28 protein-coding genes and 1 tRNA gene are annotated in these 26,415 nt (G+C 70.9%); 14 read left to right on the forward strand and 15 right to left on the reverse strand.

Annotated features, from left to right (window positions below; genetic code table 11):
• Nucleotides 1-23: 23 nt before the first annotated feature.
• The 3 genes from JKJ07_RS39365 to JKJ07_RS39375 all read right to left on the reverse strand — a co-directional run bounded on the left by JKJ07_RS39365 (nt 24) and on the right by JKJ07_RS39375 (nt 2,479).
• Nucleotides 24-974, reverse strand: coding sequence for a cobalamin biosynthesis protein (locus JKJ07_RS39365; RefSeq protein ID WP_202997344.1), 951 nt, complete (start codon nt 972-974; stop codon nt 24-26).
• 235 nt (nt 975-1,209) lie between these two features.
• Complete coding sequence (locus JKJ07_RS39370; RefSeq protein ID WP_202997112.1) at nt 1,210-1,671, reverse strand: hypothetical protein; 462 nt, start codon at nt 1,669-1,671, stop codon at nt 1,210-1,212.
• Nucleotides 1,672-1,864: 193 nt separating this feature from the next.
• Complete coding sequence (locus JKJ07_RS39375; protein WP_202997113.1) at nt 1,865-2,479, reverse strand: single-stranded DNA-binding protein; 615 nt, start codon at nt 2,477-2,479, stop codon at nt 1,865-1,867.
• 173 nt (nt 2,480-2,652) lie between these two features.
• Here JKJ07_RS39375 and JKJ07_RS39380 point away from each other — a divergent pair, with 173 nt between their 5' ends.
• From JKJ07_RS39380 to JKJ07_RS39395, 4 genes are all read left to right on the forward strand, one after another.
• Nucleotides 2,653-3,654, forward strand: a complete 1,002-nt coding sequence (locus JKJ07_RS39380) for an alpha/beta hydrolase (protein WP_202997114.1) — start codon at nt 2,653-2,655, stop codon at nt 3,652-3,654.
• A 64-nt stretch (nt 3,655-3,718) separates the two neighbouring features.
• Entirely contained in the window at nt 3,719-5,974 is a 2,256-nt protein-coding gene (locus JKJ07_RS39385) for a tetratricopeptide repeat protein (protein ID WP_202997115.1), read from the forward strand.
• Nucleotides 5,975-6,062: 88 nt separating this feature from the next.
• Nucleotides 6,063-6,135 (forward strand) — tRNA-Arg (locus JKJ07_RS39390).
• 297 nt (nt 6,136-6,432) lie between these two features.
• On the forward strand, nt 6,433-6,879 hold the full coding sequence (locus JKJ07_RS39395) for a DUF6232 family protein (protein ID WP_202997116.1): 447 nt from the start codon (nt 6,433-6,435) through the stop codon (nt 6,877-6,879).
• 7 nt (nt 6,880-6,886) lie between these two features.
• Here JKJ07_RS39395 and JKJ07_RS39400 read toward each other — a convergent pair whose 3' ends face one another.
• On the reverse strand, nt 6,887-7,795 hold the full coding sequence (locus JKJ07_RS39400; protein ID WP_202997117.1) for a helix-turn-helix domain-containing protein: 909 nt from the start codon (nt 7,793-7,795) through the stop codon (nt 6,887-6,889).
• Between the two features lie 301 nt (nt 7,796-8,096).
• On the opposite strand from JKJ07_RS39400, the gene JKJ07_RS39405 reads away from it, so the two are divergent.
• Nucleotides 8,097-8,309, forward strand: coding sequence for a DUF397 domain-containing protein (locus JKJ07_RS39405; RefSeq protein WP_307834641.1), 213 nt, complete (start codon nt 8,097-8,099; stop codon nt 8,307-8,309).
• Here the strand turns inward: JKJ07_RS39405 and JKJ07_RS39410 are convergent.
• The 6 genes from JKJ07_RS39410 to JKJ07_RS39435 form a co-directional block, all read right to left on the reverse strand.
• A complete protein-coding gene (locus JKJ07_RS39410) occupies nt 8,306-8,905 on the reverse strand; it encodes a DUF5753 domain-containing protein (RefSeq protein ID WP_202997118.1) in 600 nt (199 codons plus the stop codon). The genes JKJ07_RS39405 and JKJ07_RS39410 overlap by 4 nt on opposite strands.
• A 145-nt stretch (nt 8,906-9,050) precedes the next feature.
• Nucleotides 9,051-9,722, reverse strand: coding sequence for a DUF998 domain-containing protein (locus JKJ07_RS39415; RefSeq protein WP_202997119.1), 672 nt, complete (start codon nt 9,720-9,722; stop codon nt 9,051-9,053).
• Nucleotides 9,723-9,752: 30 nt separating this feature from the next.
• The gene (locus tag JKJ07_RS39420; RefSeq protein WP_202997120.1) at nt 9,753-10,901 is read right to left on the reverse strand and encodes an ABC transporter permease; all 1,149 of its coding nucleotides are present in this window, start codon (nt 10,899-10,901) and stop codon (nt 9,753-9,755) included.
• Nucleotide 10,902: 1 nt separating this feature from the next.
• Nucleotides 10,903-11,562 carry an ABC transporter ATP-binding protein gene (locus JKJ07_RS39425; RefSeq protein WP_202997121.1) on the reverse strand — a complete coding sequence of 220 codons (660 nt, stop codon included), beginning with the start codon at nt 11,560-11,562 and terminating at the stop codon, nt 10,903-10,905.
• A gap of 96 nt (nt 11,563-11,658) precedes the next feature.
• Nucleotides 11,659-12,711, reverse strand: a complete 1,053-nt coding sequence (locus JKJ07_RS39430; protein ID WP_202997122.1) for a peptidoglycan-binding protein — start codon at nt 12,709-12,711, stop codon at nt 11,659-11,661.
• Nucleotides 12,708-13,274, reverse strand: coding sequence for a hypothetical protein (locus JKJ07_RS39435; protein ID WP_236030674.1), 567 nt, complete (start codon nt 13,272-13,274; stop codon nt 12,708-12,710). Before JKJ07_RS39435 ends, JKJ07_RS39430 begins: the two co-directional genes overlap by 4 nt.
• Before the next feature lie 125 nt (nt 13,275-13,399).
• On the opposite strand from JKJ07_RS39435, the gene JKJ07_RS39440 reads away from it, so the two are divergent.
• Nucleotides 13,400-14,056, forward strand: a complete 657-nt coding sequence (locus JKJ07_RS39440; RefSeq protein WP_202997123.1) for a response regulator transcription factor — start codon at nt 13,400-13,402, stop codon at nt 14,054-14,056.
• On the forward strand, nt 14,053-15,156 hold the full coding sequence (locus JKJ07_RS39445) for a sensor histidine kinase (protein WP_202997124.1): 1,104 nt from the start codon (nt 14,053-14,055) through the stop codon (nt 15,154-15,156). The genes JKJ07_RS39440 and JKJ07_RS39445 overlap by 4 nt, the downstream gene beginning before the upstream one ends.
• Here the strand turns inward: JKJ07_RS39445 and JKJ07_RS39450 are convergent.
• Nucleotides 15,151-16,008 carry a DMT family transporter gene (locus JKJ07_RS39450; RefSeq protein WP_202997125.1) on the reverse strand — a complete coding sequence of 286 codons (858 nt, stop codon included), beginning with the start codon at nt 16,006-16,008 and terminating at the stop codon, nt 15,151-15,153. The two genes, JKJ07_RS39445 and JKJ07_RS39450, sit on opposite strands and share 6 nt — an antisense overlap.
• 78 nt (nt 16,009-16,086) lie before the next feature.
• On the opposite strand from JKJ07_RS39450, the gene JKJ07_RS39455 reads away from it, so the two are divergent.
• Both JKJ07_RS39455 and serA read left to right on the forward strand, forming a co-directional pair.
• A complete protein-coding gene (locus JKJ07_RS39455) occupies nt 16,087-16,998 on the forward strand; it encodes a phosphotransferase (RefSeq protein WP_202997126.1) in 912 nt (303 codons plus the stop codon).
• A 211-nt stretch (nt 16,999-17,209) separates the two neighbouring features.
• Nucleotides 17,210-18,424: a phosphoglycerate dehydrogenase gene (gene serA / locus JKJ07_RS39460; RefSeq protein WP_202997127.1), complete on the forward strand. Its 1,215-nt coding sequence runs from the start codon at nt 17,210-17,212 to the stop codon at nt 18,422-18,424.
• Nucleotides 18,425-18,484: 60 nt separating this feature from the next.
• On the opposite strand, the gene JKJ07_RS39465 is transcribed toward serA, so the two are convergent.
• Together JKJ07_RS39465 and JKJ07_RS39470 are read right to left on the reverse strand one after the other, a co-directional pair.
• The gene (locus tag JKJ07_RS39465) at nt 18,485-19,858 is read right to left on the reverse strand and encodes a hypothetical protein (RefSeq protein WP_202997128.1); all 1,374 of its coding nucleotides are present in this window, start codon (nt 19,856-19,858) and stop codon (nt 18,485-18,487) included.
• A 311-nt stretch (nt 19,859-20,169) separates the two neighbouring features.
• Entirely contained in the window at nt 20,170-20,826 is a 657-nt protein-coding gene (locus tag JKJ07_RS39470) for a response regulator (protein WP_202997129.1), read from the reverse strand.
• A gap of 220 nt (nt 20,827-21,046) precedes the next feature.
• On the opposite strand from JKJ07_RS39470, the gene JKJ07_RS39475 reads away from it, so the two are divergent.
• From JKJ07_RS39475 to JKJ07_RS39495, 5 genes are all read left to right on the forward strand, one after another.
• Nucleotides 21,047-21,523, forward strand: a complete 477-nt coding sequence (locus tag JKJ07_RS39475) for an AfsR/SARP family transcriptional regulator (RefSeq protein ID WP_202997130.1) — start codon at nt 21,047-21,049, stop codon at nt 21,521-21,523.
• Between the two features lie 36 nt (nt 21,524-21,559).
• Nucleotides 21,560-22,159: a class I SAM-dependent methyltransferase gene (locus tag JKJ07_RS39480; RefSeq protein ID WP_202997131.1), complete on the forward strand. Its 600-nt coding sequence runs from the start codon at nt 21,560-21,562 to the stop codon at nt 22,157-22,159.
• A gap of 102 nt (nt 22,160-22,261) precedes the next feature.
• Nucleotides 22,262-22,696, forward strand: coding sequence for a MarR family winged helix-turn-helix transcriptional regulator (locus JKJ07_RS39485; RefSeq protein ID WP_236030675.1), 435 nt, complete (start codon nt 22,262-22,264; stop codon nt 22,694-22,696).
• A complete protein-coding gene (locus JKJ07_RS39490) occupies nt 22,693-24,417 on the forward strand; it encodes an MDR family MFS transporter (RefSeq protein ID WP_202997132.1) in 1,725 nt (574 codons plus the stop codon). The genes JKJ07_RS39485 and JKJ07_RS39490 overlap by 4 nt, the downstream gene beginning before the upstream one ends.
• A gap of 243 nt (nt 24,418-24,660) precedes the next feature.
• The gene (locus tag JKJ07_RS39495; protein WP_202997133.1) at nt 24,661-24,978 is read left to right on the forward strand and encodes an antibiotic biosynthesis monooxygenase family protein; all 318 of its coding nucleotides are present in this window, start codon (nt 24,661-24,663) and stop codon (nt 24,976-24,978) included.
• 122 nt (nt 24,979-25,100) lie between these two features.
• Here the strand turns inward: JKJ07_RS39495 and JKJ07_RS39500 are convergent, their stop codons facing one another.
• Nucleotides 25,101-25,793: a GAF and ANTAR domain-containing protein gene (locus JKJ07_RS39500; RefSeq protein WP_202997134.1), complete on the reverse strand. Its 693-nt coding sequence runs from the start codon at nt 25,791-25,793 to the stop codon at nt 25,101-25,103.
• Nucleotides 25,794-25,922: 129 nt separating this feature from the next.
• Nucleotides 25,923-26,120, reverse strand: a complete 198-nt coding sequence (locus JKJ07_RS39505; RefSeq protein ID WP_202997135.1) for a hypothetical protein — start codon at nt 26,118-26,120, stop codon at nt 25,923-25,925.
• Nucleotides 26,121-26,415: the final 295 nt, after the last annotated feature.

Here is a 26,415-nt window from a genome sequence, read left to right on the forward strand (position 1 = left end):
CCCGCTGCTCATCGCCCCGCTGCTCATCGCCGCACGGCTCCGCGCAGCGCCGCCAGGCTCACCGCTATGCCGGCGGCGGCGAGACCGACCGTGCCCGAGGCGCGGGCGGCCCGGCGCAGGTGAACGGCCGACGGCCGCGGCCCGTCCCCGAGAAAGGGCCTGGTCTCACTACGTCCGAAGTAGACATTTCGCCCACCCAGCCGGACCCCCAGCGCCCCCGCCATGGCCGACTCGCACTGCCCGGCATTGGGCGACGGATGATCGTTGCGATCGCGCCGCCACACCCGCAACGTCTCCCGCGGCGACCCACCCGCCACCGGCGCGGCCGCCACGGTCAAAATCCCCGTCAGCCGCGACGGCACCAGATTGAGCCCGTCGTCGAGCCGCGCCGACGCCGTGCCGAACCGGGCATAACGGGCCGACCGGTGCCCGACCATCGCGTCGAGCGTGTTGGCGGCCCGATAGGCGAGAAGCCCCGGCAACCCGAACAGGCCACCCCAGACCAGCGGCGCAACCACTGCATCGGACGTGTTCTCGGCCACTGACTCCACGGTCGCCCGGGCCAGCTCGAGCTCGTCCAGCCCCGACGGATCCCGCCCGCACAGATGGTTGAGCCGCCCCCGCGCCGCGTCGAGATCGTCGCCGGCCAGGTGCTCGGCCATGATGCGCGATTCCCGCCGCAGGGTCCGCCCGCCCAGGACAGTCCACGTGACGCCGGCCACCAGCGCGGTCCGGGCCAGCGGCGCCCGCTTGGTGGCCGCGGCCGCCACCACCCCGACCAGGGCCGGAGCCCCGACCGCGATCGCCGTGAACGCCGTCCCGGCGACCCGGTTGTCGCGGTAGATCCGCTTCTCGAGGGCCGCCGCGGCCGTTCCGAACCCGGCCACCGGGTGAAACCGACGGGGATCCCCGAACACGGCGTCGAGCAGGTAGCCCGCCGCCAGCCCGGCCGCGTCCGCCGTACCGGGCCGGATTGCCGCTCTCCCCCAGGATCGCCCCGCCGTGCCGGCCAGGCTCGCCGCCGTCCCAGCCACTCGCGCCGCCGTCCCAGCCACTCGACCCGCCGTCCCGGCCACTCGACCCGCCGCCCGAGCCGAAGATCCCGCTCCGCGGGCCGCGTACCCGATCAAGGACCCTGTCCAGGGCCCCGCCCCCGCCCCCGCCACGCCTTGGATCCTTTCAGTGAGCCTTGCTGGTCCGGTCAGTCGATCATGCGCGCAGGTCGCAGACCCATACCGGGATTTCCGGCGACCCCGCGTCGGGGCCGTCCGGGATCGGCACCGGGTCGAACTCACCCCAGACGATCGCGCCCGGCGCCCGGTCCTCCAGGAACTCGACGACGATGGCCCGCAGATCCTCCGTCGCCCGGTATTTCTCGGTGAACGGCAGCTCGTCACGCCCGCACGAGGCCGTCGAGCAGCGCAGCTGCCCCGCCTGCAGGTCGTGCCACACATAGAACGTCGCCGGCCCGGCATGCCCCATGCCGGCGACCTGGCCGCGCAGTTGCGTGACCGTCTCCTCGAAGGCGTTGACCACCTCCTCGGCCGACAGGCCCATGCGCTCGTGCGGCGGTGCGCCGAACCAGCTGGTGTTGGCGGTCTCGGTGTCCTGGTCGTGCGGGGCGAGCACCAGTGTCTCGTCCGCGATCGCGCGGATCTCCTTCAACAGCACGCGCCCCAGTCTGCCGGTCGACCCTGCCCGGGGACCAACCGGGCAGGTCGGCCGGGCGGCCGAATACGTGGGCACGATCGGACCACCCCATTCGGGGGGCCGTGTCATCCGTCCGTCGTACTCGTCCCCGGTGGGAACGATTCAGCCCGGGGCGGTCCGGCCGCCGCGCGACGGCCGGGCCACCGGGCCGGGGTCAGGCGGAGACGGACTCCTTCCTTGTGCGTCGGGCCCGCCGCGCCGGGGCGGGCTGCTCGGCGGTCAGCCGCTCCACCTCCAGCGCGATCTCCTCGTCGGACGGCACGTCACCCGGCCCACTTTCGGAATCGGAGTCGGGAGCGGAGTCGGGAGCGACGTCCGATACCTCGGCGAAGGCCGGCGCCTCATCAACGGCGAACAACTCCTCCGCGGACTCTTCGGGCGTGCTCGCGCCCGGCCCGGCGGTGTTGCGGTTGCGCGTGAAGCTGCCCTGACCCCGGGCGAGGTCATGACCGATCGAATACGCCTCCATCTCGTACGTGATCCGGGGGTTGCCGTCGTCATCCTTCCAGTCGCGGGTGTAGAGCCGCCCGTACACGATCACGGGGTCGCCGACGGAGATCGACGAGATCACTCCCTCGGCCAGCTTGCGCCACGCGGTGACGCGAACCCGCAGGCTGTTGCCGTCGACCCAGCTGTTGCTCTCGCGGTCGAAGCGGCGCGCTGTCGACGCGATCCGGAAGTTGGCGACGACCGAGCCGGAGCTCTCGAAACGCCGCCATTCGGGGGCGGCCAGGACGTTGCCCACGACGACGAGGTTGGTGTCGAACACTTGTGACCTCCAGTTGTGTGTCGGTGAGGCCGGAAGCTTCCCGCTCGGCGGCCGGGCGCGGGGGATCTCGGGGCCGGGGCTGTGGACAACGCGGGGGCCTGTGGACAACGGGCGCGGGCCGGGGCGTTTCTGATATGGCGCGCGAGCGCGTACCGGTCGGTAGCCTGGGGCGCGTGGAGATCGACGTCCTCGGGCCGCCTTACGAGCGGCACACCATCGACCTGGGCCGCGACGACGAGGGCGAGGTGGTGGCCACGCTGGTGCGGCGGCGGGCCGACCGGCCCTCGCGCCGGGCCGTGCTCTACGTCCACGGTTTTGTGGACTATTTCTTCCAGACCCATCTGGCCGACTTCTTCGTCGAGCGCGGCTGGGATTTCTACGCGCTCGATCTGCGCAAGTACGGCCGGAGCCTGCGCCCCCATCAGACGCCGAACTTCGCGCGCAGCCTGGCCGACTACTTCCCGGAGCTGGACGAGTCGGCGCGCATCATCCGCGAGCAGGACGGCCACGATCAGTTGCTGGTGGGCGGCCATTCCACGGGCGGCCTGATCACGTCGTTGTGGTCGCACACGCGGCAGGGCCGGGGCATCGTCGACGGACTATTCCTGAACAGCCCGTTCTTCGATTTCAACGTGCCGTGGCTGGTGAAGCGCCCGCTCATGGCGGCGACGATCGCGGCCACCCGGCGGATGCCGTATCGAAAAATCCCGATGGCGTCGCTGGGCCTTTACGGGCAGAGCCTGCACAGCGAGCATCGTGGCGAGTGGACATACGACCTGGAATGGAAGCCGGTGCTCGGTTTCCCGGTCACGGCCGGCTGGCTGGAGGCGATCCGCCGAGGTCAGCAGCGGTTGCGGGCCGGGCTGGGGATCGACGCCCCGATCATGGTCGCCTGTTCCACCCGTACGTTCCGAGGCCGCGCCTGGCACGACGATCTGCGCACCACCGATTCGGTGCTCGATGTCGAACACATTGTGCGCTGGGCGCCCCGGCTGGGGCCGCGGGTCACGATCGCCCGGTTCGACGGCGGCATGCACGATCTGACGTTGTCCGGAAAGGAAGTCCGGGTCGAGGTCTTCCGGGAGCTGGCCCGGTGGATCGACGCTTTCCTGCCGCCGGTGGGCACGCCCGAGATCGAGGTTCCTCGCGCGCCGGAGGACAAGCAGGACATTTAACAGTCCGGGTCAGGTGGCTGGGAAAATCCGAACGATTCCGAACATAGATTGCTATCGTTCCGGAATGCTCGAGGATCCGCCCGACCCGGCCGGTTGCCGCACCCTCGACGAATTGGCGGCCGCCCTGCGTTCCCTGAAGGCCTGGGCCGGTGATCCCTCGTACGACACGATCACGAAGCGGGTCAATGCGAGTCACGGTCCGACGGGCCGGGGCACGATCGTCGACTGCTTCCGCGACGGCCGCCGCCGGGTCAATCCGGACTTGGTGGTCGCGGTGGTGGCGGCGCTGCACGACGACGGGGCCTACCTGTCGCGCTGGCGGCAGGCGATCCGGGTCACGCTGGCCGAGAAGCAGGCCGCGGCCACCGTACGGGTCCTGGCCGGGCTGCCCAGCGAGGCGTCCTCGTTCGTGGGCCGTGAGCCGCATCTCGCCTCGCTCGAGCGGGCGGCCGGCGTCTGTGTGATCACGGGGATGGCCGGTGTGGGCAAGACTCAGCTCGCCGTTCATGCCGGTCACCGGCGTACGGCGGAAACGACGCTCTTTGTCGATCTTCGCGGTTTCCACCCCGACGAGAGCCAGCCCCCGGTCGAGCCCGGCGCCGTGCTGGACGGGTTCCTGCGCGCGCTCGGGGTGCCCGCGCGGCAGATTCCGCACGATCTGAACTCGCGCTCGGCGCTGTTCCGCGACCAGGTCGCCGGCCGCCGGGCACTGGTCATTCTGGACAATGCGGTCGACGAGGAGCAGGTGCGCCCGCTGCTCACGCCGGACGCGTTGACGCTGGTCACGTCGCGCCGCGACCTCACCGGCATCGGCCCGGCGACCCGGATCGACCTCGACGTGTTCTCCTCCGACGAGGCGTCCGAGCTGCTGGCCGGGGCGGTGCCGGCCGATGCCGACTCGGCCGCAGTCGAGCGGGTCGCGCAGCGCTGCGGTTATCTGCCGCTGGCGCTGACGGTGGTGGCCGGGCAGATGGCGGCGACGCCGGGCTGGTCGGTGGCCGACCACGCCGACCGGCTCGACGAGCGGCACCGCAACCATCGCCTCGACGACGGCGTGCAGCTGGCCCTGCACTTGTCGGAGCAGGGCCTGCCCGAGCGCCGGCGGATCCTGCTGCACCGGCTGGCCGGTCATCCGGGTCAGGATCTCGACGTGTTCGCGGCGGCCGCCCTGCTCGACGCCGAACTCGACGAGACCGAGGAGCATCTGCGCCGCCTGACCGCCGAGCATCTGGTGCAGCAGCCGGTGCCGGGCCGTTTCGTGCTGCACGACCTGGTCCGGGCGTACGCCACCGAGCGGGCCGCCGACGAGGAGCGGCCGGCCGAGCGCCGCGCGGCCCTGACCCGGCTTTTCGACCATTACCTGTACGCCGCCGCGGCCGCGATGGACGCGCTGCACCCGGCCGAGAAGCACCGCCGTCCCGTGCTCGACCCTCACGACGTACGGGGGCCTGATCTGTCTGATCCGAAGGCGGCGCTGCACTGGTTGGACACCGAGCGAGCCACCCTGGTCGCGACCTGCTTGCACGCGGCGCGCCACGGCTGGCCGGCCCATGCCGTACGGCTGGCCGCGACGCTCTACACCTATCTCGACAACGGTGGTTATCCCGCGGACGCGATCGCCGTACATTCGGAGGCCCGTCATGCCGCGGCCCGCTCCGGTGATTCCGCGGGTGAGGCGAATGCGCTGGTCAACCTGGCCGTCGTGCACTGGCAGCTGGGCCGGCATCCGGAGGCGCTCGAGCAGCTGACCGAGGCGCTGGCATTGTTCCGCGATCTGGGCGACGGTCGTGGTCAGGCGCGGGCGCTGGGCAACCTGGGTGTGGTGCACAACGCGTTCGGCAACCACGCGGAGTCGGCCGCCCATCATGCGCGGGCGCTCGACCAGTTCGTCGCAATCGGTGACCGGGTGGGCGAGGCGAACACCCTGACCAACCTGGGCGACGTCTACGTCCGGATGAACCGCGTGCCGGAGGCGGCCGAGCATCACCGGCGGGCCCTCGCCCTGTTCCGCGACCTCAGCCACCGCGGCGGCGAGGCGACGGCCCTGACAAATCTCGGAGACGCCGACACCCGGCTCGGCAACTACGCGGCGGCACTCGACTCGTACGACCGGGCGGTCGCCATCTTCGGCGAACTGGGCGAACGCTACGGACAGACGTGCGCCCTGAACGGCCGCGGCGAGGCCCTGGCCGGCGCGGGCCGCACCGAGGAGGCGCGCACGAGTTTCCAAGTCGCCCTGGGCACCGCCCGCCTGATCGACGACCCGGCCGAACAAGCCCGCGCCCGCGCCGGCTTGGCCGCTCTCCCGGAAGCCGGTTGACACCCCTGTTGACGAGCCGCCAACATAATCCACCGGACGACTGCGTTACCCTCGGCCCGCCCCCGGCAAGATAAGCTGTGGGCCCCATGCGCTCGTAGCTCAGCGGATAGAGCAACGGACTTCTAATCCGTCGGTCGCAGGTTCGAATCCTGCCGGGCGCGCTTGAGTCTTCCTGGGGCCCGAGCCCCAGACCCCCAACGCCGTGGGGGCAAGCCTCCCGGATCCCCCATCGCCCGCCGTTGCCGCTCCTTGATCGCGATAAGCGGGTAGCGCTGCATTCAGCGTCGCAAGTGACGAAACGGCTGTTAAGGGTGCAAATACCGCTGGCTTAAATCGCCCAAATGCCTGCAGAGTGCCGTATCTGCGTTCGGCAGATAGCTGGCCGCCGACGGCGAGGGCTGGAGAGAGGGTTGCTGATAGCCGACAGACGCCTGACGATAACAGTCAGGAGGATCGTCATGACACTGAACTCAGACACCTCAGAGACCGGCCGCCCCGTCTACTACCCGGGCCCAGGCATCGTGGTCACCCGCACGTACATCGAGACCGAGGACTCGATCTACCGAGTTCGCGATCTCGTCGTCGAGGATCCGTCCTACCTCTACGTCCACCCGGCGCGTGCCGTGGCCCTCTACACCGGAGCCTTGGAGCTGGTGCTGTCGGTCGGCGTCGCCGCCGTGAGCGGTTCGGCCTGGCTGCCTTGCGCGGCCGGTGTGCTCGCCGCGATGGGTGTGGGTGGGGCGGTCTGGATCGACGACTACCGCAATCCTCGCAACATGGAGCTGACCGCCCTGCACCGGGGACGCCGGGTGGTGCTGTTCACTTCGGACAATCAGCGTGTGTTCGAGCAGGTGCGCCGGGCGGTCGTCCGGGCCGTGGAAGCCAACAGCCGGCCGCGACCTTGACCGAGGATCAGCCGGCCCGCATTTCGTCCCGGATGGATCGGATCGTTTGCAGGGCCCGGTCACCCGTCCGGCCGTAGTCGAGCAGATCTTTGAAGAGCGCGTTGTGCCGGTCGGTTTCTTCGCGATTGACGACCAGGAAGTCGTATCCGGCGGCAGCCTCGACGAACATCACGTCATCGTGCGTGCCGGCGAACTTGAGCAGCTCGAATGAGCCGCCGAGACCCGAGTGATGTTCGAGGTCGAGCGGCGCCACGCCGAAGACGAAGCGTTGAGGGTCTTCGGCCAGCGCCAGAAGGTGGTCGAGTTGACGGGCCATGACTTCGTGTCCGCCGAGTGGTCGCCGGAGTGCGGATTCGTCGAACACCACCGTCACCCGGGGAGGGCTGTCACCACGTTGCCGCTCGAACAGTGCCTCCTGGCGGTCCATTCGCAGGTCCACTCGGGCCTTGACCTGCTCGTCGTTCGGATCGGTGCGAAGAGTGCGCGCGGTGATGGCACGGGCGTAGTCGCGCGTCTGCAGCAGTCCGGGAACGAAAAGCAATTGCCAGACATGGATTTCGGCGGCCTCGTTCTCGAAAGCGACGAAATCAGCGAAGGCACCGGCCAGCCGATGCCGGCTGTACCACTGACGAGAACGGGAAAGACGGGCAAGCCGGGACAGTTCCGCGACGACGTGCTCATCGGAGATGTGGTAGTGCCCGAGAAGAGCGCGGACCTCCAGAGGCTGAACAGTCACCTCGCCCTTTTCGATTCTGGTCAGTTTCGAGACCGACCAGTCCATGGTCTTGGCCACCGCCGCAGCTGACAGGCCCAACCCATCACGCAGCGACTTCAAGCGCAGGGCCACATTCGCCCGGGCGATCTTCGGGCCGACCGTCTCGGTGGGCACGACGGATCGGTCAGAGGCGTCCGACATGCCATGCACCTTTCACCGCGGCGGGACCGAGTGCCGATCTGCAATTTGCAGGTGGCCAAAGCCCACCCGCAGAATCCTACCGCATGGGATAGATGTCAATTATCGCCACGGGTCTAATAGGTCCGCCATGGCGGCGCCGGGGGATCCAGAACACTGAATGTCAGGTACTGTGAGTGATCAGCCGACTCCGATGGGGCAGTTCGGCTCGATTCACGGCTCGGCGCGTTCAGCCGCGCCGCAGCGCCGCCCATGCGACTTGGCCGTTCTCCATGGGCGACAGTTCGCCGCTCCAGGAGGCACAGTGGACAACGAGATGAAGACTGGCTGGCACAAGAGCACCAAGAGCAGCGGAGCGAACTGTGTCGAGATCAGGCGGGAAGGCGACCAGGTGTTCATGCGCGACACCAAGGATCGTTCCGGCCCGGTGCTTGCGTTCGACGTCGACACGTTCCGGGCTTTCATCGCCGACCTGAAGGAGGACCGGTCGGACCTGCCCGCTCATGGCTCCGACTAGTCGCTGACCAGCTTCGCCAGCAGGGCGCGACCCTCTTCTCCAGTCGCGGCCGCGTTCATCAGAGAACGCACCTGTTCCCGAACCAGGTCCACCCGGTCGCCGTCGGTGATGATCGTGTCTCCGAACGGACCTTCGGCGAACGCCAGGCTGCCTGCTGCCGTGTCGAGAACTTCGTAGTTTCCCAGCAGGCCGCGATGCCAACGCCGTTCGAGCGGCACGACTCCGACCCGGACCGTGGGCCGGTCGGAGAGTGCGAGAAGGTGCTCGATCTGCTCCCGCATCACCGCCGATCCAGCCGGCGCCTGACGGAACACGGTTTCGCTGAGCAGCACATGAACCTGAGGCGGAGCATCGCTGTCGAGCCGAGCCAGGAACGCCTTGCGGCGCTCGTCCCGAACTCGCAGCCGCTGATCGTCCATGCTCGCCGACGAAGCGGTGCTCTCGATGATCTCCCGCGAATACGCCGGCACCTGAAGCACGCCGGGCACGAAGCTCGGCGCGTTGTAGAAGATGCTTTGGGCGACCCTCTCGACATCTCGCAGACGCCGGAAGGCATCCGAGTCGTGCAGGTCGTCCACCATCTTCGCCATCGCCATACCGTCCGATGCTAGTGAATGTGCCTTGGGCAGTCTGCAGAACGCAGTTTTCCGAATGCGGATTGCAGAGTACACTCAGCCGCCGAGCATCGAAAGTCGATCTGAGGCGCGTGTCATCGCCTGCACCGCGCGGTCCTGCGGCACCTCAACCGCGCGACGGCAAAGACGATCCGCAGGGCGGCACCCGGCCGGATTTCGGTCCATGCGTCCGGCGGCGCACTGCCCAGCCTGCGATCAGCAGCAGAGTCACCACCTCGGCCAGCCCCAGCAGCCGTTCCACCGTGCCGAGCGGGATGGCCCGCCACCACCGCACCCCCGTCCACGGCTCGGACAGCACGGCCCACAAGATCGGGGTGAAGCACAACAGTGAGACCACGCCCCCCGCCGCCACCCAGCGAGCCCCCCGGTCCCGCAGCGACCGGGCCGAGGCCAGCAGCGCCGCCACCGGCAGACTCAGGAACGCCACCACGCTGGCCACCCGGTGGATGTCCCCGCTCGTCGACGGTCCCGTCGCCCAGTTGTGCTTCTCGAACCAGACGACCCCGACCAGTCCCAGGGCCCACAGCAGCAAGGCCACCGCCGCGCCGCCGCGGACGATTCCGGCTCGGCGGGCCGCCGCCAGCACCGCCACCGACCCGGCCGCGAGCAGCAGCGTGGCCGCGTCGAACCACCAGCCGTTCTCCAGCAGCGCGTACTGGCTGATGGTCCGCCGGCTCCAGTCGAGCGAGGCCGACGGCGGCGCGACGTGCAGCGCCGCGTAGAAGCCGAGGGAGGCCGCCACGCAGGCGGCCCCCACCCCGGCGAGCACCCGAATCATGCGCACCAGGCTGCCCGGTCAAACTGTGAATCAGCCGGTCAACGCCTCGGTCGGGGACAGCCGGGCCGCCCGTACGGCCGGATACCACCCGGCGATCGCGCCGATCACGAGTGTCGCCCCGACCCCGCCGCGCAGCACCCACATCGGCACCACCGCCGGCCAGTCCTGGGTGACCGCGTACAGGCCGGTCACCAGATAGCCGAGCAGCACCCCGGCCGCGCCGCCGAGCAGCGAGAGCAGCAGCGACTCGGTGACGAACTGGGTGCGGATCTGCCCCCGGGTGGCCCCGAGGGACCGCCGCAGCCCGATCTCGGCCCGCCGTTCCAGCACCGAGATCACCATCGTGTTGGCCACCCCGATCCCGCCCACCAGCAACGCCACCGCGCCCAGCCCCAGCAGCAGGGCCGTGAACGCGTCGTTGGTGGCCCGCCGCGCGGTGAGGGCGTCCGACGGCTTCGACACGTCGACCTCGTCGGGGCTCCACGGGTTCGCGGTCGGCGCCAGCACCGCCCGTACGGCTTCCACCAGCGCATCCGCCGACCGCGTGTAGACGGTGGTCGGGTGCCCGTCGAACCCGAGGTACGACGCCGCCGACTCCCAGCCGATCAGCACCGACTGGTCGAGCTCGGGCGCCAGCGGCACCGGGTCGAGCACGCCGGTCACCGTCCACCAGCGTCCCCCGAGGTAGACCGACGGCACGTCGCCGAGCCGCCGCGCCGCCGTCGATCCGAGCACCACGGTCGGGTATTTCGCGTTGAGCCAGCTGCCCCGGGCGAGGTCGCCGCCGACCGTGGGCAGCAAGTCGGCCGAGGCCGCCAGCACGCTCAGCCCGCCTGTCTCCCCCACCGGGATCTTGTCGGTGCGATAGACCGCCGCGTCCGGCACCTGACCGGTCGCCGTGGCCGACTGCACCGGCCCGATCCGCTTGATCATCGACGGTGCCGAGTCGGGCAGCACGGCCTCCTCGCCGAACATCGTCTGCCCGGGGGTGACGGTGAGCATGTTGGTGCCCAGGGCGGCCAGCTCGCGGTCGAGCTCGGCCCGGCTCGACGACGAGATGCCGACGACCGCGGTCATGGCGGCGATGCCGATCGCGATGCCCAGGGCCGACAGGACGGCCCGCAGCGGGCGCGATCGGAGCCCGTACGCGGCCAGGCCGAGCAGATCCGAGGGCCGCATGTCAGATCACCCGCCCGTCGCGCATGGGCACCTGCCGGGGCAGGCCGCCGGCGATCTCGTGATCGTGCGTGATGATCAGCACGGTGGTGCCCGCCGCGTTGAGCTCGCGCAGCAGCTCGACCACTCCGGCGCCGGAAACGGAGTCGAGGTTGCCGGTCGGCTCGTCGGCCAGCAGCACGGCCGGGTCCCCCGCCACCGCCCGCGCGATCGCGACCCGTTGCCGTTCCCCGCCGGACAGCTGGTGGGGCCGATGTCCGAGCCGGTCGCCGAGGCCGACCCGGACGAGGGCGGCCTCGGCGCGCCACTCCCGCTCCTTGCGCCGTACGCCGGAGTAGAGCAGCCCGTCGGCCACGTTGGCGATCGCCGTCCGCCCCGGCGCCAGGTGGAACTGCTGGAACACGAACCCGATCCGCCCGGCCCGCAACGCCGACAGCTGCCGGTCGCCGAGCGTGGCCACGTCGTGCCCGTCGATCCGCACCGAGCCCTGCGTGGGCCGGTCGAGCGTGCCGATCAGATGCAGCATCGTCGTCTTGCCGGAACCGGACGGCCCGACGATCGCCACCAGCTCGCCGTACTCGACGGACAAGTCGACGGACCGCACCGCCGTCACCCCACCCGGATACGCCTTGGTCACGCCGGCCAGCTCGATGACCGCGCTCACGAGATGCCCCCCGAAGTCACGCCGGGCGGAACTTCGATGACCGCGCTCACGAGATGCCCCCCGAAGTCACGCCGGGCGGAACTTCGATGACCGCGCTCACGACGGCATCCCCACCTTCACCCCGGGCCGGATGCCGTCGCCGGACACCTCGACTCGCCCGTCGGCGAACAGCCCGGTCTCGACGGCGACGATGCGGGTGGCGCCGGACTCGACGACCTCCAGCCCGTAGCCGCCCTCGGCCAGCGCGAGCAGCGCCGCCACGGGTACGGTGAGCACGTCCGGCCGTTGCGAGGCGACGAAGCCGACGGCGACGGCCGCCTCGTCCAGGCCCTTCGGCGTCTTGGCGAACGCGACCGTCACCTCGATCTTGGTCGTGTCCTCCTCGTTGCCTTGACCCGGCTCGACGACCGTCTCGACACCGGTGATCTTCCCCGCCGCCGTGCTCCCGTCGGGCATCTCGACCTCGACCGCCGCGCCCTTGCGGGCCAGCCGCTGATCGTCGACGTCGAGCGCGACCGTCGCCACCATCGTCGTGCCGGTCGTCTTGAACAGCTCGGTCCCCGGCTGCACCACGGCGCCGGCTTCCGAGCTGAGCGAGTCGACCCTGACCTGCCCTTTCCCGTACGCGATCTGGCCCGTCCCGACCCGTCCCGTCTCGCTCAGCCCGAGGTCGTCCTGCCAGTCCTCGACGGCCTCGGCGGTCGCGGACGTGTATTCGTCGTCGACGGTGAAACCCGTGTAGCCGAGCGCGCGCAGGTTCTTCTCGAACTGCAGCACGTCGGCCCCCTCGACGCCGGGCTGCAGCGTGCGATAGGCGGGCAGGGTCCCGTACAGGAGGGGAACTGGTTTGTTGTCGAGACGATAGAGCGGCTTGCCCCTGATGATCACCGCGCCGCTCGCGGGCAGGGCGGTGAGCGTGCCCGATTCACGCGCGGCGACGGTGCTGGTGTCGCCGTGACCGAGCGTGCCGGGGTGCGACTCGCGGTCGATCAGCGTCTGCTTCGTGACGTCCGCCGTCTCCGCGGGTCCGCTGCTGGTCGTGCCGTCGCCGCTCTCCGTCGCGGGCAGGTTGATCACGGTGACCGCGGCGGCGACCGCACCGATGGTGAGCACGCCCGCGATCACGCCCGTCGTCCGTCGGCGGCTCACGCGTTCACCCCGCTGCCGACGGGACGCTTCTCACTGCGGGTCCCGCCGCCGGGCATGTACTTCGAGCACTTCTCCTCGGCCTTGTCGAATGTGGGGTCGCCCGGCTTGACGCTCAGCTTGCCGGCGTCGAGCCGCAGCGAGCCGTCGCTCTGCGGGTCCGGGAATTCCGGAACGCCGTTCTCGCGCATGCACTTGGCCATCTGCCGGGCCATCTCGATCATCTCGGGGTCCGGTTTCCGGGCCTCGCCGCCGTCCGGCGCGAACTTCTGGCACGCCTGCTGCGCTTCCTCGAACTTCTTCGGGTCCATGCCCTTCGGCGTCTTGATCGTCATCCGCCCGCCCGGGTCCGGGTCGGGGAACCACGTCATGCCGTGCTCCCGCATGCACTGCGCGAACTTGAGCGGGGCGTCCTCGTCGAATGTGGACGATGCCGACGCCGACGGGCCGGCGGTCGCGCCCTGCCGCGCCGTCGCCACCCCGTCCCCGTCGCTGTCCTTCGCCGCGCAGCCGGCCGAGACCAGCACCATCATCAGGCCGGCGATGACAACCTTTCCCGTACGCATATCAGCTCCTTCACCGGGCAGCCGGAGCGCTGCCGTCGGGTCGAAGTGAAGCGAGCGCGACGTTTCCCGGCCGTCACGAAAAACGGTGACGCCCACGTGACACCGCGGCGCGGGAGGATGGGCGCATGCGGATCCTGGTGGTCGAGGACGAACCGCTGCTCGCCGATGCCGTGGCTCAGGGTCTGCGGCACGACGCGCACGCGGTCGACGTGGTCTACGACGGCGGCGCCGCGCTCGAGCGGGTCGGCGTCAACGACTACGACGTGGTGGTGCTCGACCGCGATCTGCCCGGCGTGCACGGCGACGACGTGTGCCGGGCGCTGGTCGAGCGCGAGGGCGATACCCGGGTGCTGATGCTGACCGCCGCGGCCGGGATCGACGACCGGGTGACCGGGTTGTCGCTGGGCGCCGACGACTATCTGCCGAAGCCGTTCGCGCTGCGCGAGCTGAGCGCCCGGGTCATCGCGCTGGGCCGGCGTGCGCGTTCGGCCGCGCCGCCGGTGCTGCGCCGCGCGGGCATCAGCCTCGACCCGCACCGGCGCGAGGTGCACCGCGACGGCCGGTACGTGCCGCTCTCCCGCAAGGAGTTCGCGGTGCTGGCCGAGCTGCTGCGCGCCGACGGCACGGCGGTGTCGGCCGAGACGCTGCTCGAGAAGGCGTGGGACGAGAACGCCGACCCGTTCACCCACGCCGTACGGATGACGATCTTGAAGTTGCGGCGCAAGCTCGGCGAGCCGGCCGTCGTGCTGACCGAACCGGGAGTGGGGTATCGCATCCCATGAGACTGACCGTGCGGGGCCGGTTGACGCTCGTCTACGGCGGCCTGTTCGTGCTGGCCGGCCTGGTGCTGCTGGGCGCGACGGCCGTGCTGTTCTCGCAGCGGCTGCCCACCGTGCTGGCCAAGGTGGACACGACGATGCCCGCCGCGGGCGTGACCACGAACCAGCGGTTCCTCTCGGCCCAGAGCGAGGACACCCTCACCACGCTGCTCTCCCAGGGCGCGATCGCGCTGGTCGTGGTGAGCGCGGCGATGATCGCGCTGGGCTGGCTGGTCGCCGGGCGCATGCTCCAGCCGTTGCAGCAGATCACCGCCACCGCCCGCCGGATCGCCGACGCCCCCGACGCCGACCGCGGCCTGCACGAGCGGATCGCCCTGACCGGCCCCCAGGACGAGATCAAGGAGCTGGCCGACACGTTCGACGTCATGCTGGCCCGGCTCGACCACTCGTTCGACGGGCAGCGCCGGTTCATCGCCAGCGCCTCGCACGAGCTGCGCACGCCGCTCACGCTCAACCGCACCCTGCTCGAGGTAGCGCTCACGCCCGAGACCGCGTCGGCGGAGGTGCGCCAGCTGGGCACGACCCTGCTGGCGATCAACGACCGGCACGGGCGGCTGATCGACGGGCTGCTGCTGCTGGCCCAGTCGGAACGACCGGTGACCGAGCGGTCCTACGTCGACCTGGCCGACATCGTCGATCACGTCGCCGTCTCCGACACGGTCAAGGTGCTCACCGAGCCGCAGGAGGCGACGGTCGCCGGCAACCCCGTGCTGCTCGAGCGCCTCGTGCAAAACCTGGTCGAGAACGGCGTACGGCACAACGTGCCGGTCAACGGCTGGGTGCGGGTGCGCTCGGGCACCCGGCTCGACGGCTGGGTGGTGCTCGAGGTCAGCAACTCGGGCCCGGTGATCCCGCGCTACGAGGTGCCCGGCCTGTTCGAGCCGTTCCACCGTTTCGGCACCGACCGGCTGCACTCCCCCGGCGCCGGTCTGGGGCTCTCGATCGTGCGGGCGGTCGCGCGGGCCCACGGCGGCGACGTCCGCGCCGACGCCCGCGACGAGGGCGGCCTGGTCGTGACGGTCACCCTGCCCCGGGCGCTATGAGAGGTCGGCCGTGCGCCGATCGTCGCGGCTGTCGGACGGTGAGGTCGCGGCGGCCCGGCGGGCCAGGCCGAGCACGCCCAGGGTCATGACCGCGGCGGCGAACCCGACCATCAGCAGGCCCGCCGGGCCGAAGCGGAAACTCTCGTCGAAGACGACCACGCCGGCCGTCGCGGCCACGATCGGGTTGGCCACGCTGACCGTGGCCAGCGGGGCGGCCAGGCCGGCCCGGCCGTAGGAGAGCTGGCCCAGCACATAGCCGCCCGTGGCGAAGACCAGCACCGCAACGCCGGCGAACGGGGACACCGCGCCGGCGCCGCCGTCGGTGAACGCGGCCAGCACCGCCTTGGACAGCACCGAGGCGATGCCGAAGGCGACGCCGGCCGCGGCCGCGAGCAGCACCGACCGCACCCGGGGACCGGCCGGCCAGGCGGCCAGCGTCAGCACGGCCACCACGGCCAGCGTGATCAGCGCCAGATGCCGGTCGTCGGGCGGGGCCAGCACGGCCGGCTCGGACGACTCGACCGACAGCGACAGGATCAGGGCCAGGCCGAGGACCGTGAGGATCGCGTCGATCCAGGAGGCGCGGCCGATGCTGGTGCGATAGCGCACGGCGGCGATGGGGAGCGCGAACAACAGCGTGAGCGTGCCCAGGGCCTGCACGACGGCGACCGTGCCGAAATTGAGCGCCACCACGTGCAGCACGACGCCGCCGCCGGTCAGCAGCAGCGCGACGGCCCACCGGGTCAGGCCGCGCTGGCCGTGCTCGGCCAGGCGTTCCTGGGCGACCGCCGCGGCCGCGTAACTGGCCGCGGAGAGCACCGACAACGTGACCGCCCACCCCAGCGATCCCATGTGCACCCCCGCTACAAGAGTCTGCCACGACAGAAAACTCCCTCGCCCGGGAGCGCGCCCGGCTGCCACGATCACCCCATGGCGCAAGCAACGGGAACCCGGATCGGCTGGCGCGACCTGCCCACCGGAGTCCGGCAGCGGATCGAGGGCATCGTCGGCGGCCCGGTCGTGGCGGCCGTCTCGCAGACCGGCGGCTTCTCGCCCGGCACGGCCGACCGGGTCGTCACCGCCGACGGCCGGCGTGCCTTCGTCAAGGCGGTCACCCCGGCCCTCAACGAGCGCTCCGCCGAGCTCGCCCGCGAGGAGGCCCGCATCAGCGCGGCCCTGCCCGAGCACGCACCCACCCCGCGCGTGCTGGGCTCGTTCGACGACGGCGACTGGGTCGTGCTGGTGCTGGAGGACGTCGAGGGCGTCCCGCCGCGGACGCCCTGGGTCGAGAGCGAGATCGACGCGGCCGTGGCCGCCCTGGCCGAGCTGGCCGACGCCCTCACCCCGGCGCCCCTTCCCGTGCCCGCGGTCACCGACCACCTCGCCGAGGGCTTCGGGGGCTGGCGGCGCCTGGCCGCCGACCCGCCCGCCGACCTCGACCCGTGGGCCGCCGCCCACCTGCCCGCCCTGATCGCGGCGGCCGAGCACGGGCTGGCCGCGCTGAGCGACGGCGACACCCTCGCGCACTGCGACATCCGGGCCGACAACATCCTCGTCCGGCCCGACGGCCGCCTGGTCATCGTCGACTGGCCCTGGGCCGCCACCGCGCCGCCCTGGCTCGACCGGGTGCTGCTGGCGCTCAACATCATCGTGCACGGCGGCGATCCCGAACGGGTGATCGCGGACCTCGACCGGCGGAACGTGGTCGGCGTGATGGCCGGTTTCGCCGGGTTCTTCCGCGACATCTCCAGGCTCCCGCCGCCGCCCTCGCTGCCGTCGGTGCGCTCGTTCCAGCGGTGGCAGGCCGACGAGCTGCTGCCGTGGCTCCGTCGCCATCTGTGACGAGAAGCCGCACGTGGTGACGCGGAATTCATCGGCCTGAACCGAAGAAAGGTCACCTCCGTATCTCAGCGCGCCGGCACCGGGGCGGGCCGCTGATGGGAGGTCGAGCACACTGCTCCGGGGCGCGCAGGTCAGGGCACTAGGCTGGGTGGTCGGGCTTCGGCGTGGCGGCCCGGACCGGCCACAAAACTCGAACACGGATCGGATCAAGATGAGCGACCAGGCCAAGGTGCGAGTCCTTCTGTTGGAGAGCATCCATCCCGACGCGGTGTCCCGGCTGGAGGCCGAGGGCTACGAGGTCGAGTCCGTTCGCAACGCCCTCGACGAGTCCGAGCTGATCGCCCGCATCGCCGGCGTCCAACTGCTCGGCATCCGGTCCAAGACCAAGGTCACCGCCAAGGTGCTCGACGCCGCCGACAGCCTCGTCGCGATCGGCGCGTTCTGCATCGGCACCGACCAGATCGACCTCACTGCCGCCTCGGCCAACGGCGTGGCCGTGTTCAACGCGCCGTTCTCCAACACCCGCTCGGTCGTCGAGCTGGCGATCGCCGAGATCATCTCGATGACCCGCCGCCTCACCGAGAAAAACTCGCTCATGCACGCCGGGGTGTGGGACAAGTCGGCCGACGGCGCCCACGAGATCCGCGGCCGCCGCCTCGGCATCATCGGCTATGGCAACATCGGCACCCAGCTGTCCGTGCTCGCCGAAAACCTCGGCATGTACGTGTCCTTCTACGACACGGCCGACAAGCTCGCGCTGAGCAACGCCCACCGCTGCGCCACGATCGAGGAGCTGCTCGAGACCAGCGACGTCGTGACCCTGCACGTCGACGGCCGCCCCGGCAACGCCGGCTTCTTCGGCGCCGAGCAGTTCAAGCGGATGCGTGAGGGCGCCCTGTTCCTCAACCTCTCCCGCGGCATCGTGGTCGACCACGTCGCCCTGCGTGAGGCCCTCGAGAGCGGTCACCTGGCCGGCGCCGCGGTCGACGTGTTCCCGACCGAGCCCAAGGGCCGGGGCGACGAGTTCGTCTCCGAGCTGCGCGGCCTGCCCAACGTCATCCTCACGCCGCACATCGGCGGCTCGACCGAGGAGGCGCAGTCCGACATCGGTGACTTCGTTGCCAACAAGCTGCGGGCCTTCCTGCAGGAAGGCAACACCACCCTCAGCGTCAACCTGCCCGGCGTCGCGCTGACCGAGCAGTCCGGCCAGAGCCGCATCGGCCACGTGCACATCAACACCCCGGGCGTGCTGGCCAAGGTCAACAGCATCCTGGCCGAGCACCACGTCAACGTGGAGGGTCAGCTGCTGAGCACCCGCGGCGAATACGGCTACCTGATCACCGACATCGGCGGCGGCTTCAGCAACGAGGTGCTCGAGCGGCTGCGGGCGATGGAGCAGACCGTACGGTTGCGCGTCCTGTCCTGATCCTCGGCACGAAAGAGGGCGCCTCCCGCGTGGGGGGCGCCCTTTCCCGTACGGGGCGGGTCAGCTGTTCTCGACGGTCAGGGTCGTGATCGGGGCCCCGGCGCCGATGTCGTATCTGTTCTGCACCGCCCAGTTCTTGGGGGTGAGCGTCGAGCCGGGGGCCACGTCCTTGATCGTGCGGCTGCCGGCCACGACGGTCTGAGCGCCGCCGCCGACCTTGATCCGCACCGGGCTGCCGGTCGGCGAGGCCACGACCAGCTTCTCCACCGCGCCGTTGACCTTGATCGGCACGGTGCCGGTGGGGCGGGCCAGGCTGATCTGGGCCGTCCGCATGCCGCCGACCATCTCGAGCCCGCTGATCTGCCCGCCGCTGAGGTTGATGGCCTGCTCCTCGGCATAACCCGAGAAACGCAGGGCCCACCGCACCTTGGCCGCCAGCACGATGGTGATCTCGCCGCTGGTGCCGCCGTCGCCGTCCTTGGTGACCTGCAGCTTGACGTCGTCGGCGTTGATCACCGGGTCGGGCAGGATGCCGGAGTCGTCGGGCGTGGAGATGCGGTAGAGGTCGTCGCCCAGCTCGCCGATCGACACGTTGACCCGGTTGGTCGCCGCGAGCAGCTCGAAGCTGGCCTGGTTGCGGTTGTCGAGCGGGGCGGTGACCGTACGGTCGCCGGATTTGTTGCCCGCGCCGAGCTGGAGCACCGAGTCGAGCTTGTCGTCGGTGCCCGTGAAGTAGGCGACGCCGACGATGCCGCCCGCCACCAGCACGACCAGGCTGAGCAGCACGATGCCGACCGTGACGGCGCGGGACTGGCGCGGGGGCGGCGGCACGGCCACGGCCACGCGCTGCTCGCCGGGCTCGGCCGGGCGGTCGCTCGCCTCGAGGAAGCGCCGGAGCTCGCCGGTGTCGGCGCCGCGGCCCTCGGAGGCGCGCAGATCGGCCGGGCGCGGGTCCAGCGTGTGGGCGTCGAGGGCCCGCGCGTCCATCACGCGCCGGAACTCGCTGGAATCGGCCCTTGCGAAACCACCCGTGTCGGACAGGCGACGCTGCTCCCCCGTGTGCGTCGAGACCCGGCGCTGCTCGCCCGTGGGCGTCGGCATCCGGCGCTGCTCGCCCGTGGGCGTCGGCACCCGGCGTTGCTCGCCCGTGGGCGTCGGCACCCGGCGTTGTTCGCCCGTGTGCGTCTCGCCTGTGTGTGTCGACGCCCGGCGCTGCTCGCCCGTGTGCGTCGAGGCGCGGCGCACCGGCAGGTCGGGCGCGCCCAGGCCGGTCGGCGACAGTGGCTCGACGGGCTCGGGCGCCGGCGCGGCCGGGGCGGCGGGCGACGTCGGTGACGCCGGGTGACGCACCGGCGAGATCGGGCTCGACGTGAAGCCGAACGAGATGCGGCTGCCCCCGCTCGGCGTGGCCGGACCGTAATCCGGCGCCTTCACCGCCGGGGTCTCGCCTGTCGATGACGGCTCGGACGACCCGAACCACGGCGGGTCGTCAGCCGTCGGTCGGGCCGGCGGCCGCCGGTACATGGTGTCGCGGGAGCCGCCGCCTGGCGATCCCGTAGTCGACGGCTCGGCCACCGCCACATCGGACGGTGTTCCGCCAGCCGCTGCTCGGTCAGCTGCTGTCCGGTCCACGTGAAGCCCTTCCCCTGATCCCTAGATCGGCGCCGCGGTGCGGCAGCCCATCCCCACGAACAGGTACGGATTTCATGTCTTCCCGGATGAGTACCGAGGGGAACTACTTACCGTTACTGCCGGCCGGGCCGCACCAGGCCACGCCGGGTGGCGATCGCGACCGCCTCGAGCTGGCTGTGCGCGCCCAGCTTGGCCAGCACGGCCTTCACGTAGCCGCGGCAAGTGTGCAGGCTGATGCCGAGCCGCCGGGCGATGGCGCGCGCGTCGAGACCGGCCGCCATCAGCTGGAGCACCTCGTCCTCACGCGCGGTGAGGCCGCCGCCCCGCGGGCCGACCACCGGGCTGGTGCTGCGCAGCAGCCGGGCCAGGATGTCGGTCGAGACCGTCATGCCGCCGCCGTGGGCCGTGCGCAACGCGTTCAGCACGTCACCGAGCGCGCCGTTCTTGGACAGGAAGCCGGCCGCCCCGGCCGCGGTGGCCCGCCCGACGAGCGCCGACTCATCGCTGGCAGTGAGGATCACCACACGTGTGTCCGGCTGGCGCACGCGGAGCAGCTCGGCGATCGCAATTCCGTCCGCATCGGACAAATCGGGGTCGAGCAGGATGACGTTGGGACGCAGCTCGGCGGCCAGCCGGAGGGCCTCCGCACCGGTGAGCGCGTGCCCCACGTACTCCAGGTCGGGCTGGCCGGCCAAAGCGTGTCCGAGCAGCTCGGCAAACGTCTGGTGGCCGTCGACGACGAGCACGCTGATCGCATCGCCGTTAGTCATGCGCCACCTTTCCCCGATCCGACCCGTGGAAGTCTAAGGAGTACCCGCACTCATCTTTGCCGTACCAACAGGCGGGTGGTGCACCGGCCCGGATCCGATCCGGCGGTACGCCCGATGATCGGATGAGGCCGAGCGGCCGCTATAACCAATCTTTCGGGTGAGGTCACCCCCCGCATTGGGGCTTGCTGGTTTTACCCTCTCACCAGCAGAGTTCCGAAACATGTTCGACATCCAGCTTTTCGGCCGGGTCGAGGTCCGGACCAGGGGCGTCCTGCTGGCCGGCACCGACTTCGGCGGCGACCACCCGCGCCGCATCCTGGCCCTGCTTGCGCTGCGGGGCGAAATGTCCACCTCGGAGCTGGCCGGCGTGCTGGGAGAAAAGAAGAAGAGCGTCGAAAGCGACATGTCGGTCCTGCGCGATCACCTGGAGCCGGGCACGAGGCCGCGCGACTCCGTGGTGCGCCGCCGCGACGGCCGCTGGTCGCTCGACCCCGACCGCGTCCGCATCGACGTCGCGCGCTTCGACGAGCTGATCACCGCCGCCCTCGGCCGTCCCGCCGAACGCCGGGTCAAGCCGCTGACCGCCGCCTCCTTCGTGGCGTGCCGTCCGCTGCTCGAGGAGGAGGACCTCCCGTGGGCCGCCGAGGCCCGCGACGCGTATCGCACCAAGCTCGCCGATGTGACGCAGGTCAATTAGCGCGCGCGAGCGGCCCGGCGGGCGCAGAATCGCGGCGTGCCGCAGCCCACGACGCGACTCCGCAAGGTGCCCCTGGCCCCCGAGCTCTCCCTGCATCTGGCCGCCGACTCGGCCGGGCTGTTCGACTCGGCCGGCGGCGAGTTCCGCAGCGACGAGCCGCCCCCGTTCTGGGCCTTCGTCTGGGCGGGCGGCCAGGCCCTGGCCCGATTTCTGCTCGATCATCCGGAGACGGTCGCCAGCCGCCGCGTCCTCGACCTGGCCACCGGCAGCGGCATCGCCGCCATCGCCGCCGCCCGGGCCGGCGCGGCCGAGGTCGGCGCGAGCGATCTCGACCCGCGCGCGGTCGCCCAGGCCGCGTACAACGCCGCCGCCAACGGGGTCACGCTGAGTCACTCGATCGAGCGACCCGAGGTGCTGCTGGCCGGCGACGTCTTCTATACCCCTACCGTCGCCGCCGAGATGACCCAGCGCCTGCGGGCGGCCCGCCGAGACGCGGCCGAAGTCCTGGTTGGCGACCCCGGACGGGGGTATTTCCCCGAACGGCTCTTCGAGCGGATCGCCGAATACGCCGTGCCCGTACCGGCCGCCCTCGAGGAAGCCGAGACGCTCGTCACAGGAGTCTGGCGCATGCGCTAATGCGTTCACCACCCAAGAAGTTGTACGGTGCACGCATCTTCACCCGGACCCACGGAACGGCAGATCGTGCACGAATGTGACATTCAGGACACCATCCCGCAGTTGTCCGACGAACTTATGCGGTTCGCCCGTGTCGTCGCGCGGGCCAAGAGCATGCTGAATGTCGGCGACCTCGGGGCCGAGTTCTCGGCACTGATGTTGCTGTTCCCGCTGCGGTTCCGGGGCCCGCTCCGGGCCACCGATCTCGCCGAGATCAAGCAGGCCGACCCGTCCACGGTCAGCCGCCAGGTCGCGCAACTGGTCAAGGCCGGTCTCGCCCGCCGCGAGGCCGACCCGGTCGACGGCCGGGCCTCACGGCTCGCGATCACCGAGGCCGGCGTGGCTGCCGTCGAGCGGCTCCAGCAGGCCCGCCAGGCCTGGCTGCGCGAGGCGCTCGCCGACTGGCCGGCCGACCGGATCGCCGCCTTCGTCGATCTCTTCGCAGAATTCAACAGCTCGGTCGAGGCTCAACTCGCCACACCACGGGAGAACGCGTGAGCACCTCCAACCCCACCGCGCCGCCCGCCAAGGCGTCCACGGAATTCACCCACCGCCAGATCCTCACGATCCTCGGCGGTCTCATGATGGGCATGTTCCTGGCCGCCCTCGACCAGACGATCATGGCCACGGCGACCCGCACCATCGCGGACGACCTGAACGGCTTCAACATCCAGGCCTGGGCCACGACGGCCTTCCTGATCACGTCGACGATCTCGACACCGCTCTACGGCAAGCTCTCCGACATTTACGGCAGGCGGCCGTTCTTCCTGTTCGCGATCGGCATCTTCGTCGTCGGCTCGTTCCTCTGCGGCCTCTCGCAGAACATGTACGAGCTGGCCGCGTTCCGGGCCATCCAGGGCATCGGCGCCGGCGGCCTGATGTCGCTGGCCCTCGCCATCATCGGCGACATCGTGCCGCCCCGGGAGCGGGCCAAATATCAGGGCTACTTCCTGGCCGTCTTCGGCACCGCCAGCGTGCTCGGCCCGATCCTGGGCGGCTTCTTCGCCGGCGCCGACCACATCCTGTGGGTCGACGGCTGGCGCTGGGTGTTCTACCTGAACGTCCCGATCGGCATCGCCGCCATGGTCGTCGTCGCCCGCGTGCTGCACCTGCCGCACCAGCGCGTCGACCACCGCATCGACTGGCCCGGCGCCGTCGCCCTGATCGTCGGGCTGGTGCCGCTGCTGACCATCGCCGAGCAGGGCCGCGCCTGGGGGTGGGACTCGCCGCGCGCGATCGGCTGCTACGTCATCGGCGCGATCGGGCTGGCTGCGTTCGTGTTCGCCGAACGGGCGTACGGGCATGAGGCTCTGCTGCCTTTGCGCCTGTTCCGCAACCGCACCATCGCCGTCGGCGCCACCTCGAGCACGATCCTGGGCATGGCGATGTTCGGCGGCCTGATGACCGTCCCGCTCTACCTGCAGATCGTCAAGGGCTCCACGGCCACCATGGCGGGCCTGCAGATGATCCCGTTCGTCTTCGGCATCATGTCCGGCTCGATCATAAGCGGCCAGCTCATTGCCCGTACGGGTCGTTACCGCATCTTCCCGATCATCGGGAGCACCCTGATGGTGGCCGCGCTGGGCCTGTTCGCCACGATCGGCGCCGACACCCCGCTCTGGCGCGTCATGCTGATCATGGTGCTGATGGGCCTCGGCCTGGGCGGCAACATGCAGCCGATGATCACCGCCGTGCAGAACGCCGTGTCCCCGCGCGAGATCGGCGTGGCGACCAGTTCGGTCACGTTCTTCCGCTCGATGGGCGGCACGCTCGGCACCGCGATCTTCCTGTCCGTGCTCTTCAACGTGCTCCCCAGCAAGATCGGTGGCGCCTACCAGAGCGCGCAGGGCACCCCCGAATTCCAGCAGGCGCTGCAGTCCGACCCCTCCCAGGCACAGAAGCTCCAGCAGATCCAGGGCGGCGGCGACCTCAGCGACACCTCATTCCTGAACACGCTGAGCGACGCCGTGGCGCACCCGTTCAAGGTCGGCTTCTCCGACGGCATCCAGGTCGTCTTCCTGCTGGCCCTGGCCGTGATGATCGTCGGCCTGATCGTGGTGCTGTTCCTCCCCGAGATCCCGCTCAGCCTCCGCTCGGCCCAGCAGCAACGGGCCGACGACGCCCTGGCCGCCGAGAACAGCAACGGCGTCCCCGGCGAGGTCGGCGCGGGCCCGCTCAAGGACGAGCCGGTCCCCGCCACGAAGGACCAAACCCAGTAACCGACCACCCACCAAACGCCTGCGCCGTCCCCGTGACGGCGCAGGCGTTTTTTCATGCCCGCCCGATTTGCCGCAATCACCAAGATCGCTGAGCAGCCACCGCCTCCCCCGCCCACCCAGGGAAATGCCAGGACGGTACGCCCCTGTCAAGCCCGAGCCGGGGTTTTCCACAGGGCGTGGGGTTGTCCACAGGGCGGGGCTCGGGCCGCACGGGTGGCGGCCGGGAGGCACTAGCTTGGCGGAATGGCTGTTGTGAAGATCAACGCGATTGACGTTCCCGAGGGTGGCGGCGCCGAGTTCGAGCAGCGGTTCGCCGCTCGCAAGGGCCTGGTCGAGCAGGCCCCGGGCTTCCTGGCGTTCGAGCTGTTGCGGCCCGTGGCCGGCGAGACGCGCTACTTCGTCTACACCCGCTGGGAGTCGGAGGAGGCGTTCCAGGCGTGGTCCAGCGGCAGTGGCCGGGCCGCGCACGCCGGGGAGGGGCAGCGGCCGCGCCCGGTCGGGGCGAGTGCGTCCCTGCTCGAGTTCGAGGTGATCCAGCACGTCGACAAGCCCACCGACTGACGGCCAGGCAGCGGCGACGGGTCAGGCGTCGCGGGCAGCCCGGCGATGGGTCAGGCGTCGCGGGCAGCCCAGCGGCGGGTCAGGCGTCGCGGGCGGCCCAGCGGCGGGTCAGGCGGCGGCGGTCAGGCGTTGCGGGCGGCCACGGTGATCAGGCGGTCGGCCACGACGTGGCGGTCCAGGCCGAGGCGCTGGGCCGTGTCGCGCAGCACGGTGTAGGCCTCCTGCACGCCGCAGCCGCGCTGGGCGATGATCACGCCGATGGCCCGGTCGACCGTGGCCCCGGAGCTCAGGGCGTCCCGGCGGCGCAGCTCGTCGAGCAGCAGCTCGGCCTGGTTGGCCAGGGCCAGCGCGGTCAGCAGGTGGTCGGCGCCGGGCGCCCCGGTGGTGTCGAAATACAGGCTCAGCGCGCCGACGTCGGCCCGGGGCAGGTCGAGCGGGATCGCGGCCACCGCGTGCACGTCCTCGGCGCGGGCGGCCGCGGCCAGGTCGGGCCAGCGGGCGTCGGTGGCCAGGTCGGGCACGGTGACCGTCGAGCGCGTGCGGGCGGCTTCGAGGCCCGGCCCGGTCGTGCCCGCGGCGTACTGGATCTCGTCGACCGCCGCGCCGGCCGGTCCGTGGCCGACGTGGGTGAGCGGACCGCCCTCGCCGATCAGGACGATCGAGCACCGTACGGCGCCCGGCACCGCGGCGGCGGCGTGGGCGGCCAGCCGTTCGAGCGCCTGCGGGAAGCTCTCGGCCGAGAGCAGGCTCGCCGTGAGCTCGTGGAGCAGGCCGGCCAGCTCCACCGGGTGCGGACCGGCGGCGGGCACGGTCATGGAGCGGGTGCGCCGGGGACGGGTCACTACTCGGGCGGGACCACGATCCGGCGGCGAAAACCGGCGATATGGGGCAGACACGCGGGGCATCCTGCCACGACCATTGACGATCACGTAAGTCTTGTGCCCCTACCGGGTGGTTTCGACCGTCTGGTCGGAGCGGCGACGCTCCAGGAACGAGTCCGGCGCGGCGCCCGGGTCGGCCTCCCGCTCGTCGGACTCCGCGAGGATCGCCTCGGCCTGGGCTTGCGGGTCCGCGCTGCCGCCGGCCGCCTGCTCCTCGGGAAGCAGTTCGGCCGCCCGCTGCTCAATCCGATCGTCAGTCATGGAGATCAACTACCCAGAGTGAGCGCCTTGGAAACCCCGAAGCCGTGAGCGCCGAAAAAACCCCGAAGCCGAGAGAGCGACATGGAAACGCCGCCCCCGGGTGAACCCGAGAGCGGCGCCGATGTCGGTGTGCAGGTCGCCTCGCGGCGAGTGGCTCAACACGGCTCCAGCCGAACGGTATTCCGTGAAGGCAATGGGTGAGGCCCGGGGACACTAGGCACACCGACATCTGTCATCAACGGTCGGCCCCCGGCCACGATTCCGTTAGAAAATGTGACGTCGACCACAGAGTTTC

Origin of the sequence: Paractinoplanes lichenicola, from assembly GCF_016785085.1 — a bacterium.
Classification (GTDB): domain Bacteria; phylum Actinomycetota; class Actinomycetes; order Mycobacteriales; family Micromonosporaceae; genus Actinoplanes; species Actinoplanes lichenicola.